This is a genomic window from Roseococcus sp. SYP-B2431, from assembly GCF_004336745.1.
Taxonomy (GTDB): domain Bacteria; phylum Pseudomonadota; class Alphaproteobacteria; order Acetobacterales; family Acetobacteraceae; genus Roseococcus.
Window position 1 is genome coordinate 611,848 of the sequence record NZ_SJXD01000022.1, and the last position, 13,880, is coordinate 625,727.

Genomic DNA, 13,880 nt, shown 5'->3' on the forward strand with positions numbered 1-13,880 from the left:
GAACTGTCCCAGATGAACATCACCCGCCGCGCCGCATTCGGCACCGCCCTTGCCATGCCCGTTCTCGCCACGCCCGCCCTCGCTCAGGCTTGGCAGCCCACGCGACCTCTGCGCCTGATCGTCACCTATCCGCCCGGCGGCGTGAACGACATCGTCGGCCGCATCATCGCCGACAGTCTCGGCCGCGAGCTCGGCCAGCCCGTCATCATCGAGAACCGCGCGGGCGCCGGCGGCAATATCGGCACCGTCGCGGCAGCCCAGGCCGAGCCCGACGGCTATACGATCCTCTTCGGCACCACGGCCATGTTCGGCGTGAACCCCATCCTCTACGCCAGTTCCGGCGTGGACGCCGCCCGCGACTTCGTCAGCCTCGGCACCGTCGGCGAGGTCGCGAACGTCCTCTCCGTGGTGCCCGAGCGCGTGCGGGCCACCAATCTCCAGGACTTCATCCGGGAGGCGAAGAGCCGGCCACTCGTCTACGGCTCGGTCGGCAACGGCTCCTCCTCGCATCTCTCGGCGACGGTCTTCCTGCGCATGGCCGGCATCGAGGCGACCCACGTGCCCTATCGCGGCTCCTCGCCCCTCGTGGCCGCCATGCTGGCGAAGGAGGTGGATTTCGGCTTCGACACCACCGCCACCTCCACCGCGCAGATCCGCTCGGGGTCCTTGCGTCCGCTGGCGGTGACCACGACGCGCCGCGCCAGCGCCCTGCCCGACGTGCCGACCATGATCGAGGGCGGGTTGGCCGGCTATGATCTCGGCATCTGGTTCAACCTCGGCGTGGTGAAGCGCACGCCGGAGCCGATCGTCGCCCGCCTGACCGAGGCGCTGTCCAAGGCCCGCGACGAGCAGACCGCCCAGCGTCTGCGGACCGCCTTCGTCGAGCCCTTCATCGTGCCGGCCGCGGAGAACCAGAGCTTCGTGGCGCAGAGCGCGGCCCGTTGGCAGGACATTGCCCGCCAGGCCCGGATCGCAATCGACTGATCCTGCCGGATTTGGCATGATCCGGCCCGCGCGGGCGTGCCGGAATGGTAGACGGAAGGGACTAAAATTCTCGGGACTTTAGCCCCACCCCGGTCCTATCTCCGCAGCTAGGAAGCGTCCTTCCGCAAATCCTGTGCAATACAGCCGCATCTATATTAGATCGGGAAGCGTCCTATGTGACAGGCTTTAGATTGCGCATCAAAATTCGCTGAAATCACCTTCTTTGGCCCGCAAGAATCCGGCCTGAGGCGGGCCAATAACTGGCTTACTAGTTCCCGCTAGGCAGCGCTTCGGTGCAGCTTGCTGCACCATTCACTCACCATGTTTCCGCCGGGCCTCTTCCTCCTCCTCCGCTCGTCGTTCGTACTCTTCCTCAGCCCGTCGTTCGTTGAGCGCATCTCTTTCTAAATCAACATCGTACTCGGGAGGTGGTTCCTCTGAACGATTCGGGGGAGTCGGGGGAGGAGGGATGCTAGTGTTCTCCGGCTGTTCCATGTGCCTAAGAGGGCCAGCTACGGTGTCGCCCCATTCGGACAGACCCCATCCATAAGATCGGCTTGCAACAAAACGACCGTTCCCATAGCGAGCAAGTTGGTTTCCCAGATCGGTTGTAGCAGCCCCTGGCCTTCCTCTCCCGAGGTCAAAGCTTCCTTCGATATTGAGCATTTCCGCCAAATCGATGGGACGGATACGACGTTGCTCACGAGAAAGAATCTCAGCGGCCTTTTCGGCAATCATTGCTCCTCTGGGAGGCATTTTTGCAACCGATGGCCCCGGTACTCTGGTAGGATAAGCCGCTGAATCCAAGGTGAATGCTGTAATGCGCCTAGGCTTTTCAGGCTCCCCCGCCAATTTACGGAGGACCGCGAGGGAAGTCCTAAGGTCGTTGACCCAACGCTCTGCTTCTTCCGCGTCAATCCGCAGTTGAGCAGCTCTCTCCTCCGCCTCACTCAGCTCGGCTTCGAGTCTGTCAATATCCATCTTTCGATTCCCCGGCTCAAAACGACTATAGATGCCATCACTCGAACCACAAAGGGTGAATGAGTGAGGGGATGCTAGATAGGCCTTGACCGGCGCGATCGAACAACCGCACTGTCCTGAGCATGACGGTGGCTGCGGAATCGGCGGAACAGCCCGGGGTGGTCAATACCCCGGGCCGCCGTGAAGTGGATCATCATGCCGATTTCCCGGCGTGCGTCTCCCCGGAAGGGAGCCGGATCAACCCCGAGCGGTTGGATTCTGGCCCGCCCGAATGCGGAGGTCAAGGGAATAGCAACCGCATAAAGGCATATGCATATGCACACTATCCCCCTACCCTCTCCCCTCCCTCTCGTGCAAGTCCGCGCATATGAGCGCACGCGCCTCGGGCATCTTGAATACGTCATCAAACACGTGCGCAGCTGGCCCGGGAGCGGTCGCCGCTATCGCGGGGTGCCGCTCACGGCCGGTGATCCGACTCTGTTCTGACTGGAGTGGTTGGGCGGCGGCAAGACCGTCGCCCATCTGTTCGGCGTTTCAGGTGCAGCTATAACTACACCGCATCCCCCAGCGATCGCTTGGTTCGACAATACCCCGTCACAGGGTGTTGGCCGTCACAACGAGGGGGGTTGTGGCATCCGCCCGGATGGCGAAATGGTAGACGCAAGGGTCTTAAAAACCCTGACCTTTCAAGGGTATGCGGGTTCGAGTCCCGCTCCGGGCACCATGTATTGTGACGATGAAAAGGGACTTAAAATCCCTCGGCCGCAAGGCCGTGCGGGTTCGAGCCCCGCCGCCCGTACCAGATTTCGCCGCCCGATCGGCGTAGAAGGCGTCATGACCCTCTCCTTCTCCGAGGAGGAGCAGGCCGGCTGGCTGGCGGGCCGGCTCTCCGCCCGGCCGGCGCCGCCGGTCGCGCCGCCGCTGCCGCCCGGGCCGGGGCGCCCGCTCGGCGCGGGCGAGGACCGGCCCGTGCTGCACGTGCCGGCGGATCTGCCCGGGGGCGGCATCCCGCTGATCGTGATGCTGCACGGCGCCACCTCGAATCCCACCCGCGCGCTGGGGCGTCTCGGCGAGGAGCCGGACCGCCGGAAATGCCTCGTCCTCGCCACCAAGTCCCGCGGTTCCAGCTGGGACATCCTCGAGGGCGGCTATGGCTTCGACGTCGCGATGCTGGATTATGCGCTGACGGCGACCTTCCGCCGCTTCCCCATCGATCCCCGCCGCATCGCCATCGCCGGCTTTTCGGACGGGGCCTCCTATGCGCTGTCGCTCGGCGTGGCGAATGGCGACCTCTTCACCCATGCCATGGGCTTCTCGCCTGGCTTCGTGGTGCCCGGCCCGCGCCGCGGCCGGCCTTCCCTCTTCGTCTCGCACGGGCGCGAGGATGCGATCCTGCCCATCGACCGCTGCGGCCGCCCCGTCGCCGCCCGTCTGCGCGAGGAGGGCTATGCGGTGCGCTACCTGGAATTCGAGGGCGGCCACGTCCTGCCGCCGGAGATGGTCGCCGCGGCAATGGACGATTTCGAGGCAAACGCCCAGGACTCCGGCGGCGCCTGACCTCATCCCCGGCGAATTGCCGGTCTTCCGGCCGCATTTCGCTTGCATGCGGGACTTCCGGACGGACAGGCTCGCGCGGACAGGGAAAGGACCTCCGCATGCGCCTTGCCGCCATGGCCGTCTTTGCCGCCGCCCTCGCCCTTCCTGCCGCCCCTGGTCCCGCCGGCCTTCGCGCCGCCCGGGCCGCCGATCTGAACCTCGCCGTCGGCGGCGCCTTCTCGGCGATGGACCCGCATTACCACGACCTCTCGCCCAACCACGCGCTGACCCAGCACATCTTCGAGCAGCTGGTGATGACGGATTCGCGGATGCGGCCGATCCCCGGCCTCGCCCTTTCCTGGGAGGCGCTGAACGACAATCTCTGGGAAGTGAGGCTGCGCCGGGGCGTCATCTGGCACGACGGATCGCCCTTCACGGCCGATGACGTGGTCTTCACCTATTCGCGCATTCCCCACGTGATCAACAGCCCGACCTCGCTGGCGCGCTACACCCAGGTGGTGAGCCGCATCGAGGTGATCGACGACCACACGATCCGCCTTCACACCCCGACGCCCGTGCCGCTGATGCCGATGATGCTGGGCGCCTTCACCATCATCTCGCGCAGGCACGGCACCGGCGCGCTGACCAGCGACTACAATTCCGGCCGCGCCGCGATCGGCACCGGCCCCTACCGCTTCGTCAGCTACGCGCCGGGGGACCGTGCCGTCTTCGCGCGCCATCCCGGCTGGTGGGGCCCGACCCAGGCCTGGGACCGCGTGACCTACCGGATGATCCCGAATGACAGCGCCCGCGTGGCCGCGCTGCGCGCCGGCGACGTGGACGCGATCGACGCCGTGCCCACGCGCGACGTCGCCGCGCTGCGCCGCAGCGGCAACCTGCGCATCGTCGAGAAGCCGGGCCTGCGCCTCATCTACCTCTATGTCGACGTGAACCGGCCGGTCACGCCCTTCGTCACCGATCATAACGGCCGCGCGATGACGGTGAACCCGCTGGCCGACGTGCGGGTGCGCCGGGCGCTCTCCATCGCGATCAACCGGCCGGGCATGGCGCGCCAGCTCATGGAGGGCTTCGCCGTGCCCACCGGCCAGCTCATGCCCGAGGGCGCGCTGGGCTACGATCCCACCATTCCCGTTCCCGCCCATGACGTGGAGGGCGCGCGCCGCCTGTTGGCCGAGGCCGGCTATCCGCAGGGCTTCCGCATCACGCTGAACGGCCCGAACGACCGCTACGTGAACGACGCCGAGATCGTGCAGGCCATCGCGCAGTTCTGGACGCGCATCGGCGTGCGCACCGAGGTCGCCACCATGCCGGCCAGCATGTTCTTCAGCCGCGGCCTGCGCGACGAGTATTCGGTGAGCCTGACCGGCTGGTCCTCCTCAACCGGCGAGGCCGACACCTCGCTGACGGCGATGTCCGCCACGCCCGATCCGCCGCGCGGCCGCGGCTCGGCGCTGCGGCCCTCGCACTACACCAACCCGGCGGTGGATGCGCTCATCGACCGGGCGCTCGCCACCATCGACACGCGCCAGCGCGAGGCGCTCTACCAGCAGGCCATCCGGGATTCCATCCAGCGCGACATCGCGGTGATCCCGCTGCACCACCAGGTGAACATCTGGGCGACCAAACCGGCCCTCACCTATTCGCCGCGCATGCAGGAGCTCACGCGGGCGATGGAGTTCTCGCCCGTGACCGGTGCGGTCGCCGGTGCCGGCGGCCCCGCGCGGAACTGACACGGGAAGGGCGTCAGCCCTTCACGTCCATCGCCTGGCGCAGCCCGTCGCTGACGAGGTTGAAGCAGATCGAGGTGACGAAGATGCAGACGCCGGGCAGCACCGCCACCCAGGGCTGCACATAGATCGCGGTCCGCAGCGTGTTCAGCATCAGCCCCCATTCCGGCTCCGGCGGCCGGGTGCCGAGGCCGAGGAAGGAGAGGCCCGAGGCCAGGATCATGCAGACGCTGATGAGCGAGGTCGAATAGACGAAGATCGGCCCGAGCACGTTCCCCAGCACATGCACCCGCACGATGGTGAAGGCCGAGGCGCCGGAGGCGCGCGCCGCATCCACGAAGTCGAGGTTGCGGACGCCGGTCGTCACGGATTCGGCGACCCGGATGATCGGCGGCACGAAGACCAGCGTGAGCGCCAGGATGGCGTTCATGATGCCCGCCCCCAGCGCCCCCGAGATCGCCACCGCCAGCAGCACGGAGGGAAAGGCGTAGAAGACGTCGGTCACGCGCATGATCAGCATGTTCAGCCGTCCGCCCGCGAAGCCCGCCAGCACGCCCAGCGTGGTGCCGGCCAAGAAGGCCAGCGCCACGGGAACGATCCCCATGAACCAGGAGAGACGCCCGCCATAGATCAGCCGCGTCAGCATGTCCCGCCCCAGCTCGTCCGTGCCGAGCGGGTAGTTGGGCGTGCCCATCGGCCGCAGCCGGCGCATCATGCTGCCCTGATAGGGATCATGCGGCACGATCCAGGGCGCGGCGAGGATGACGAAGAGCATCGCCAGCAGCACGCAGGCGCAGGCGATCGCGACCGGGTCGCGCCGCAGCCGCTTCCACACCCCGGCCCAATAGCCCTGCGACTTCGCGACGGCCTGCCTGGCCTGGACGGCGAGTTCCGCGCTCGCGGCGGTGGTGGTGGTGCTCATGCGCGTTTGATCCGTCGCGCCGGAGGCGCGCTGAGGTGGGCGCGGATCATGCCCTTTTGATCCGCGGATCCAGTGTCGTCTGGATGAGGTCCACGACGAGGTTCAGCCCCACGAAGAACATCGCCAGCACCAGGATGGTTCCCTGGAGCACCGGCAGGTCGCGCTGGAAGATCGCGCTGTTCAGCAGCAGCCCCGTCCCCGGCCAGGAGAACACCGTCTCCACCAGGATCGAGCCGCCCATCAGATAGCCCAGCTGCAGGCCGATCACCGCCAGCGCGTTGGGCGCGGCGTTCTTCACGACATGGAGGAAGATGTTCCACGAGGTCAGCCCCTTGCCACGCAGCGCCGTCACGAACTCCTGGTTCATGATCTCGGCCACGATGCCGCGCACCGTCCGCGTCACGATGCCCATGGGGATCACCGAGAGCGTCACCGCCGGCAGGACCAGGTGCTGGATGTGCTCCCAGTTCCAGACCCAGTCGGAGCTTCCGCCCGGCCCCGCGCCCATGGCCGGCAGCCAGTTCAGCTGCACCGAGAAGATGACGACCAGCACCATGCCGAGCCAGTAATGCGGCACCGAGACGCCGGCGACGGCCACCGTCACCGCCGCGCGGTCCAGCAGGCTTCCCCGGAAGGTTCCCGCCAGCCCGCCCAGGATGCAGCCCAGGACGAAGCCGAGCATCGAGGCCGCGGCCGCCAGCATCAGCGTGTTGCCGATGGCCGAATGCAGGTCGCTCCACACCGGCCGGCCCGTCGCCAGCGAGCGCCCGAGGTCGCCCTGCACCACCTTCCACAGCCAGATGCCGAACTGTACGGGCAGCGGCTTGTCCAGCCCGTAATCCTTGCGGACCTGCTCCACCACATCCTGCGGCGCGTCGGGCGGGACGATCGCGTTGATCGGATCGCCCGGCGCGATCTGGACGAGCATGAAGCACACGAAGCCCACCGCCAGGGCGATCGGCACCGCATAGAGCAGGCGACGCAACAGGTAGAAGAACATCGCCTAGCCCCCCGTGCGCGGGGCTCTCGCGCCCCGGCCCATCGTTTCGCGATGTCCTTTCATGCCTCGGTTCCTTACTGAATGCTCGGCAGGCGCAGGTCCACGAACCAGCTCTGCGGCTGGACATGGCCGCGCACCCGGGGGCTCATGGCGCGCGGTCCGACGTCATGCGCGATCCAGATGAACAGCGCCTCGTCCACGCCGGCCGCATGCAGCCGCGCGAGCGCCGCGTCGCGCTCCGCCGGCGCGAAGGAGTTGCGCGCGGCGGCCACCAGCTCGTCGAAGCGCGGGCTGTTGAACATGCCCCAATTGTTGCTCGTGGGTGCGGCCATCTTGCTGTCCCAGAAGCGGACCATGGCGAAGAAGGGATCCATCGCCGCGAAGGAGACGTTGATGGCATGCGCGCCGCGCGCCGAGGCATGGCCGCAGCCATTGCGCCAATTGGTGAAGAGCGCGTTCCACTCGATCACGTCGAACTCGATGTTGATGCCGACTTCGCGCAGATCCTGCTGCAGGAACTCGTTCATCGAGAGCGGCTGCATCTGGCCCGAGCCCGAGGCGCTGATCTGCACCCGCAGGGTCAACGGCCGCTGCGGCCCATAGCCGGCTTCGGCCAGCAGGCGCCGCGCCTCGGCCTTGTCGGTGCGGATGTTGAAGGAGGGATTGCCCCACCAGGGATGTCCCGGCGGCACCGTGCCCACGGCCGGCTGCATCATGCCGCCCAGCAGCGTGCGCAGCCCGTCACGGTCGATCGCGAGGTTCACCGCGCGGCGGACCCGCACGTCGCTGAGCGGCGAGGAGGGCAGGAAGCAAGGCTGCCAGGGCCAGACATGCGGCTGCGGGTTCGAGGCGATCTGCATGCCGCGCTGGCGCAGCTGCGGCACCGCGTCCGGCGAGGGCGCCTCGATCCAGTCCACCTGGCCCGAGAGCAGCGCGGCCGTGCGCGCATTGGCCTCGGGGATCGGCAGCAGCACCACCCGCTCCAGCTTCGCCTTGGTGCCCCAGTAGTTGTCGTTGCGCGTCATCTCCGCCCGCTCACGCGGGACGAAGCGCGTGAGCCGGAAGGGCCCGGTGCCGCTGGGCTGCGCGGCGAAGGCGTTCCATGTCGCCTCGGCCGTCGGGTGGCGTGCGCGCAGCGCCTCCCAATGCGTGGGGCTCGCCATGAAGAGGTTGGTGAGATTGATGGGCAGCAGGCTGTCCGGCTCGCTCGTGATGAGCGCGACGGTCATGTCGTCCACCTTCTCGGCGCGGCGTAGCGTGGGCATGCGGCTCGCGGTCAGGCCCACCTGGCGCGGGTCGAAGTGCGGCGCCTCGCGGTCCAGCACCTTGCGCACGTTCCAGACCACGGCATCGGCGTTGAAGGGGCTGCCGTCATGGAAGGTGACGCCGGGGCGCAGGCGGAACACCCAGCGCGTGCGGTCGTTCGCGTCCACCGCCCATTCGGTGGCGAGCCCCGCGATGACGACCGAGGCGCGCTCGGCGCTCGAGAGGTCCCAGGCGGTCAGGCCGTCATAGAGCGGGATGCCGGTGAAGCGGTTGCCCTCGAAGCCCTGGTCGGGCTGGCCGTGGGTCAGCGGGATGTCGGCCGCCGTCATGCCGATCCGCAGCGTGCCCTGCGCCTGGGCGGGCGCGGCAAGCGCGAGGCCTGCTGGCAGCAGCGCTGCGAGAAGAAGGTGGCGCAGACGCATGTTGTCTCCCATCGCGTTTCTTGCAGGGATCTATCTAGCGCCCTGGGGACCTGGCGGGGCAAGCAGCATGAAGGCCGGTTTAGCGGACAGCCCTCTTGCCTTTGCCCAAGCCTGGGGCAGAACTGCCTGCCGATGAAGCTCCTCCTCCTCAACGGCAACACCGACCCCGCGATCACCGAAAGGCTCGCGGCCGCGGCGCGTGGGATGTGCGGCCACGAGATCGTCCCGGCCACCGCCCGCTTCGGCGCGCGCTACATCGCCACGCGCGCGGCCTCGGCCATCGCGGCGCATGCGGTGCTGGACCTGCTGGCCGAGCGCGTCGGCGCCGACAACCCGGAGGGCTTCGGCGCCGCCATCATCGCCTGCTTCGGCGACCCTGGGCTCGACGCCGCGCGCGAGATGCTGCCCATCCCCGTCCTCGGCCTGGCCGACGCCTCCATCCCCGCGGCCCTGCGCCTCGGCGCGCGCGTGGCGCTGCTGACGGGCGGGACGGCCTGGGTGCCCATGCTCCGGGAATTCGCGTTGCTGCGCGGGTATGCGGCCGACCAGGTGCGCGTCGCCGCCGTCGCGCCCACCGGCGACATGATCGCCCGAGAGCCCGACCGCGCGCTGGACCTGCTGGCCGAGGCGGCGGAGGAGCAGGCCGCGGCCGGGGCGGATGCGGTGGTGCTCGGCGGGGCGGGGCTGGTGGGCCTTGCGGACCGGCTGCGATCGCGCGTGAGCGTGCCGGTGCTGGACTGCCTGCGGGTGACCCTCGAATCCGCCCAGGACGCACGGCCCGGCACCACGCCGATGCAGCCGGCGCCGAGCGTGGGACTGAGCGACGCGCTCGCGCGCGCCCTGGAGGGCTGAGACGGGTCACGGATCACGGCCAGCAGGCCTTCAGCGCCCGCGGGATGTATCGGCGCCCGGCGACGACGCCGATGCAGCGCCGCATGGCGCGGAGCCAGGCGATGGCGCGCGCCTTCGGCTGGTCCCGCAGGGTGGGAAGGCGCCTCCACTGCAGGTCGAAGAGGATTTCGGACAAATCCGGATCGGGGCACATCCAGGGCGGGGCCGGCAGGGCGCGCTTGAGGTTCAGGCGGCGGGCGAGAAGGATGATGCGCAGGCCGCGGAGGCGGATGGCGCGGCGGGCGGCGCGGCAGATGGGGCCGAGGAGGCGGCGGAGCGGGTGCGATTCCGGCACCGCGGCGAGGGCGAGCAGGATGCGCTCCCAGAAGCCCTCATGGGCGAGGCGGCGGAAGTAGCGGGAGATGGTGTCGGGCTTGCCGTAGGTCTCGGGGAGGTCGCGCCAGGGGCCGTCGGTGGCGGCGAGGCGGAAGATGGCGTCGAAGCGGGCGCGGTGGTCGCAGGGGCGGCCGCGGTGGCAGCGGAGGACGAAGGGGCCCAGGGCCTCCCATTCGGCATCGGAGAGGGGGGCGTGGGGGATGCGGAGGGGAGAGGCCATCTCCTGAGAATAGGAAAAAAGTCTGGAACAAAGCAAGAAAATTCAGGGAAGAGCGGGGCCTCGCCCCGCACCCCGCCCGGGGCCGAAAGGCCCCGGACCCCAAGACTTCAGTCGCTCTCGGGGGGGATGACGTTGGTCTGGAGGCCGCGGACCAGCACGTCGCGCATCGTCTCGGCGGACTTCAGGCGGATGTCGTCCCAGGCCTCGGGGCTGTGGAAGGCGACATGCGGCATGATCACGAGGCGGCCCATCAGCCACTCCTCCTTCGCGCGATAGGCGCGCAGCAGGTTGGGGATGGGCTCGACCGGGGGCTCCACCGGCAGCACGTCCAGGCCCGCCGCCGCGACGTGGCCGGAGCGCAGGGCGGCCTCCAGCGCGTCGATGTCCAGGATCGGGCCGCGCGCCGTGTTGATCACCACCGCGTTCTTCGGCAGCAGCGCCAGCTCCTTCGCGCCGACCAGGCCGCGCGTGCTGCGCGTGAGCGGGCAGTGGATGGAGAGCACGTCGGAGACGGCCATCAGCGCCTCCAGGCTCTCCATCCGCTGCACGCCGATCGCGCGGTCGGCGCCGTTGGGCAAAGCCGGGTCGTAGAAGGCGACCTTGAAGCCGAGCGCCTTGGCCCGCAGCGCCGCCGCCGTGCCGATGCGCCCCAGGCCGAGCACGCCGAAGGTCTGCACCTCGAAGCGGCGGACGATGGGGTTTGGGATGACGGCCCAGGGTGCCGGCGGGTCCTGCCGCTGGGCGTCGTGATGCAGCACCAGCCCGCGCCGAAGTGCCACGGTGAGGGCGATGGCGGTGTCCGCGACCTCCTGCGTGCCGTAGTCGGGCACGTTGCAGACCTTGATGCCGCGGCGCGCGCATTCGGCGCGGTCCACGCGGTCGTAGCCCACGCCCATGCGGATCACGACTTTGAGCCTGGGGAATTTGGCGAGCGCCTCCGCGGGGACGGCGAGGCGGAGGGTCATGAGGCCGTCAACCTCGGCGCAGAGCGCGTCGGGGAGTTCCATGAGGGATTTTTTGGCGGTGCCGGTGACGATGCGGACGCCGTCGCCCATGATGCGCTGTTCCAGCGCGGTGTCGGGGTAGAGGGATTCAGGTTCTAGGACGAGAATAGACAATGCTTTACTTCCCTGATCTATGTTTTTTGCGTAATATGCGTTAGGAAGGCAGTAACTTCCTCGTCTATTTCATCTGATGGAATAATACTCGCAATTCTCGGTCCATCCACAACTTTATCGTATCTAAGATTATACACAGAAAAAATCCCCTCCAAAATCAATGATCCGGGGCTTAGATCTGTTTGGTGTGTTTCCCATTGAGTTTCGATTTGATCAGTTATTCTTTGTATTTCAGTTGCTGCGGTTTCTATTAAACTATCCAGATTTTGTTTGGCCTTTTCTAATTTATCCAAAACAGAACCATCTAAGCGTTGAGGATATAAAGGCTTTAATAAGAGATTTCCTAAATGTAAATCTTGCACCCGTGACTTTAATCCGGCAACAATCTTCTCTATATGTCCAGAAATAATTTCTACAGATAAGTCAGATTTTGGTTTTTTTAACTTTTCAAGTCTGTCAGAAATTACTTGGAAAATAGCTCCCGTATTTATCAAATAATTTTCGATCTCTCTTTTCTGAAAAACTTTCAACTGCGCTCGCGCACCCAGTCGAGCAAGCATTTTTTCTACATCTCGATCATTTTTTTCGTCCCTATCTATTATAAACCACATCTTAATTTGACGCCGCGAAAGTAGATTTATTGTTGCTTCCGCAGAAAAGCTGGAAAAACCAGCAGATCCTCCTGTGTGTATGAAATTAATTCCCGCTGAAGCAACATCTATTTGCAAGTTATTAGCAAAAGCCCGGAATACACCTTCATCTGTAGGGCCCTCAACAAATATAAGACGATCAAACATTAAAACGGAACTTGGCCGAAGACCGATATTTTCCGGTATCTGGAGCATATTTTCTTCAGATTCAATTTGATTGACTATAGAAGTTTTGTCAGATTTTCGATCTAATAAATATATTGTTTGATTCGATGATATGTCAACAAAACTAGTCGAATGGGTTGCAATAAAAATTTGCCGCTCCTTCGATTTATCTACCAAATAATTGTGCATAATTTTTTCTAATCCTGGATGTAAATGTACTTCCGGCTCCTCAATTAAGACTATGCCTGGATCTCCTAGTTCCACATCTAAAACGATACGTAACGCTTCTCGGATACCAGCTCCATTTATTTCTACTAAAAAATCATCTACGTCGATTTCAGCAGCTCGCAGCGGTTCGCCACGAGAATTCCGTGTGTTTGTACGGCGTGTTGGACGAACAACACGTCGATCATCTTGTTGCGCTGCTTCGAATGCATCCAAGCGCACCCCCAAAAGACCTTGAATTGTCTGCTGGAGTTTCGTTAAACGAGGCATACCGCCGCGTTGATTTTTCATAGATAGAAGCTGAGAAGCCTCCTCTATTCCTACAGCTGATCTATCTTCTGTAAGATGTAATAATTCGCAATTCATGATATTTCGGCATATTTCAGAAACATATTGAGGTACTATATAAACGACACCTGAAAAGGCTTGTATAGGATTTGTTGTTTGGGTTGCAGTATAACCTTCAATTTTATTTTCAGTTTCACGGGTCAACCAATCTACAAATTGCATAAAAATATCTCGCGATGAAATCTTTGTAAAAGAAGTATCATACTCAATTATAGAACTTTCAATGCGTGTTATTCTTTGGGTATTATTAGAATAATTTCGTAACACAGAGGATATACCAGCTCTAGGACCTCCAGGATAATCACGGAAATAGTACTCAAGATTAGGATGTTCCCTCAAATTTTCAAGAGCTGTAATGTCGCCTCGAAGTCCGGTAATTTCGTTGCTAATTTTCAGAAGTTCCTCTGCTGTTGTAGCGGACAAACCAAAAAACGGCCTTTCTTTAACCCTTAGTACATTATCACTTCGATCAATATCTCCTCGTGCAAGTGATTCTATGTAAATTGTCGGTTGAGAATTTAATATTCCTGCGCTAACTATGGCGGAAAATGTCGCGCAGGGTCTTAGATCTCTAAGTATCGCATCCGAACCAGGACTCTCTTTCGCGACAAGACTACGAATTTCTTCGTCTTGAGCAGGCGTGACCATAAAGGTCATTTCAATTTGTATGGGATTATCGAGGTTTTTGTGAGAAAACTCGCTCTCTGGCTGACTGCGTGTTCTCCAGTTGTGTGCAACTCTGGCGGACTTCAAATGGTTTAAAGCCATATCTATGGCTGCTAAGACAGTCGACTTTCCTGCGTTATTTTTCCCGATGAAGACATTAAAATTGGAGATGTCATCGATATTCGCATCAAAGAGACTACGAAAACGACGCAGGTAAAGAGATTTTATGAACAACTCAATTCCCCCGCACTATCTTCGATAATTTTACCAAAATTGCCATTTTATCGCAATGGTGAGACTTACATTGTCGCTCCCAAAACCCAAGGCGCAAACTTCGCATCGCCAAACCCCAGCACCTCGCTCTTCGCCACCTGGTTGGCCTCGCCCACCACCTCGCCGAAG

Annotated in this window: 11 protein-coding genes and 1 tRNA gene; 5 read left to right on the forward strand and 7 right to left on the reverse strand. The window is 63.6% G+C overall.

Features of this window, described 5'->3' with window-relative positions:
- Positions 1 to 12 precede the first annotated feature (12 nt).
- Positions 13 to 984 carry a tripartite tricarboxylate transporter substrate binding protein gene (locus EJV46_RS11000; protein ID WP_131548661.1) on the forward strand — a complete coding sequence of 324 codons (972 nt, stop codon included), beginning with the start codon at positions 13 to 15 and terminating at the stop codon, positions 982 to 984.
- A 312-nt stretch (positions 985 to 1,296) separates the two neighbouring features.
- Here EJV46_RS11000 and EJV46_RS22795 read toward each other — a convergent pair whose 3' ends face one another.
- Complete coding sequence (locus EJV46_RS22795; RefSeq protein WP_165585475.1) at positions 1,297 to 1,965, reverse strand: hypothetical protein; 669 nt, start codon at positions 1,963 to 1,965, stop codon at positions 1,297 to 1,299.
- A gap of 637 nt (positions 1,966 to 2,602) precedes the next feature.
- Between EJV46_RS22795 and EJV46_RS11005 the strand changes: the two genes are divergently transcribed.
- From EJV46_RS11005 to EJV46_RS11015, 3 genes are all read left to right on the forward strand, one after another.
- A tRNA-Leu gene (locus EJV46_RS11005) sits at positions 2,603 to 2,689 on the forward strand.
- Between the two features lie 110 nt (positions 2,690 to 2,799).
- Positions 2,800 to 3,522 carry an alpha/beta hydrolase gene (locus EJV46_RS11010; RefSeq protein ID WP_131548662.1) on the forward strand — a complete coding sequence of 241 codons (723 nt, stop codon included), beginning with the start codon at positions 2,800 to 2,802 and terminating at the stop codon, positions 3,520 to 3,522.
- 98 nt (positions 3,523 to 3,620) lie between these two features.
- The gene (locus EJV46_RS11015) at positions 3,621 to 5,252 is read left to right on the forward strand and encodes an ABC transporter substrate-binding protein (protein WP_131548663.1); all 1,632 of its coding nucleotides are present in this window, start codon (positions 3,621 to 3,623) and stop codon (positions 5,250 to 5,252) included.
- 13 nt (positions 5,253 to 5,265) lie between these two features.
- Here EJV46_RS11015 and EJV46_RS11020 read toward each other — a convergent pair whose 3' ends face one another.
- The 3 genes from EJV46_RS11020 to EJV46_RS11030 form a co-directional block, all read right to left on the reverse strand.
- Positions 5,266 to 6,171, reverse strand: a complete 906-nt coding sequence (locus EJV46_RS11020) for an ABC transporter permease (RefSeq protein ID WP_131548664.1) — start codon at positions 6,169 to 6,171, stop codon at positions 5,266 to 5,268.
- Positions 6,172 to 6,217: 46 nt separating this feature from the next.
- Positions 6,218 to 7,171 (reverse strand): ABC transporter permease, encoded by a 954-nt coding sequence (locus EJV46_RS11025; RefSeq protein WP_131548665.1) that lies wholly within the window; start codon positions 7,169 to 7,171, stop codon positions 6,218 to 6,220.
- A 74-nt stretch (positions 7,172 to 7,245) separates the two neighbouring features.
- On the reverse strand, positions 7,246 to 8,859 hold the full coding sequence (locus tag EJV46_RS11030; RefSeq protein WP_131548666.1) for an ABC transporter substrate-binding protein: 1,614 nt from the start codon (positions 8,857 to 8,859) through the stop codon (positions 7,246 to 7,248).
- Between the two features lie 132 nt (positions 8,860 to 8,991).
- Between EJV46_RS11030 and EJV46_RS11035 the strand changes: the two genes are divergently transcribed.
- Entirely contained in the window at positions 8,992 to 9,711 is a 720-nt protein-coding gene (locus EJV46_RS11035; protein WP_131548667.1) for an aspartate/glutamate racemase family protein, read from the forward strand.
- Between the two features lie 13 nt (positions 9,712 to 9,724).
- On the opposite strand, the gene EJV46_RS11040 is transcribed toward EJV46_RS11035, so the two are convergent.
- The 3 genes from EJV46_RS11040 to EJV46_RS11050 all read right to left on the reverse strand — a co-directional run bounded on the left by EJV46_RS11040 (position 9,725) and on the right by EJV46_RS11050 (position 13,712).
- Positions 9,725 to 10,306, reverse strand: coding sequence for a transposase (locus tag EJV46_RS11040; protein ID WP_131548668.1), 582 nt, complete (start codon positions 10,304 to 10,306; stop codon positions 9,725 to 9,727).
- A gap of 107 nt (positions 10,307 to 10,413) precedes the next feature.
- Positions 10,414 to 11,424 carry a C-terminal binding protein gene (locus EJV46_RS11045; protein ID WP_240782506.1) on the reverse strand — a complete coding sequence of 337 codons (1,011 nt, stop codon included), beginning with the start codon at positions 11,422 to 11,424 and terminating at the stop codon, positions 10,414 to 10,416.
- A gap of 17 nt (positions 11,425 to 11,441) precedes the next feature.
- Positions 11,442 to 13,712 carry an AAA family ATPase gene (locus tag EJV46_RS11050; RefSeq protein WP_165585476.1) on the reverse strand — a complete coding sequence of 757 codons (2,271 nt, stop codon included), beginning with the start codon at positions 13,710 to 13,712 and terminating at the stop codon, positions 11,442 to 11,444.
- Positions 13,713 to 13,880: the final 168 nt, after the last annotated feature.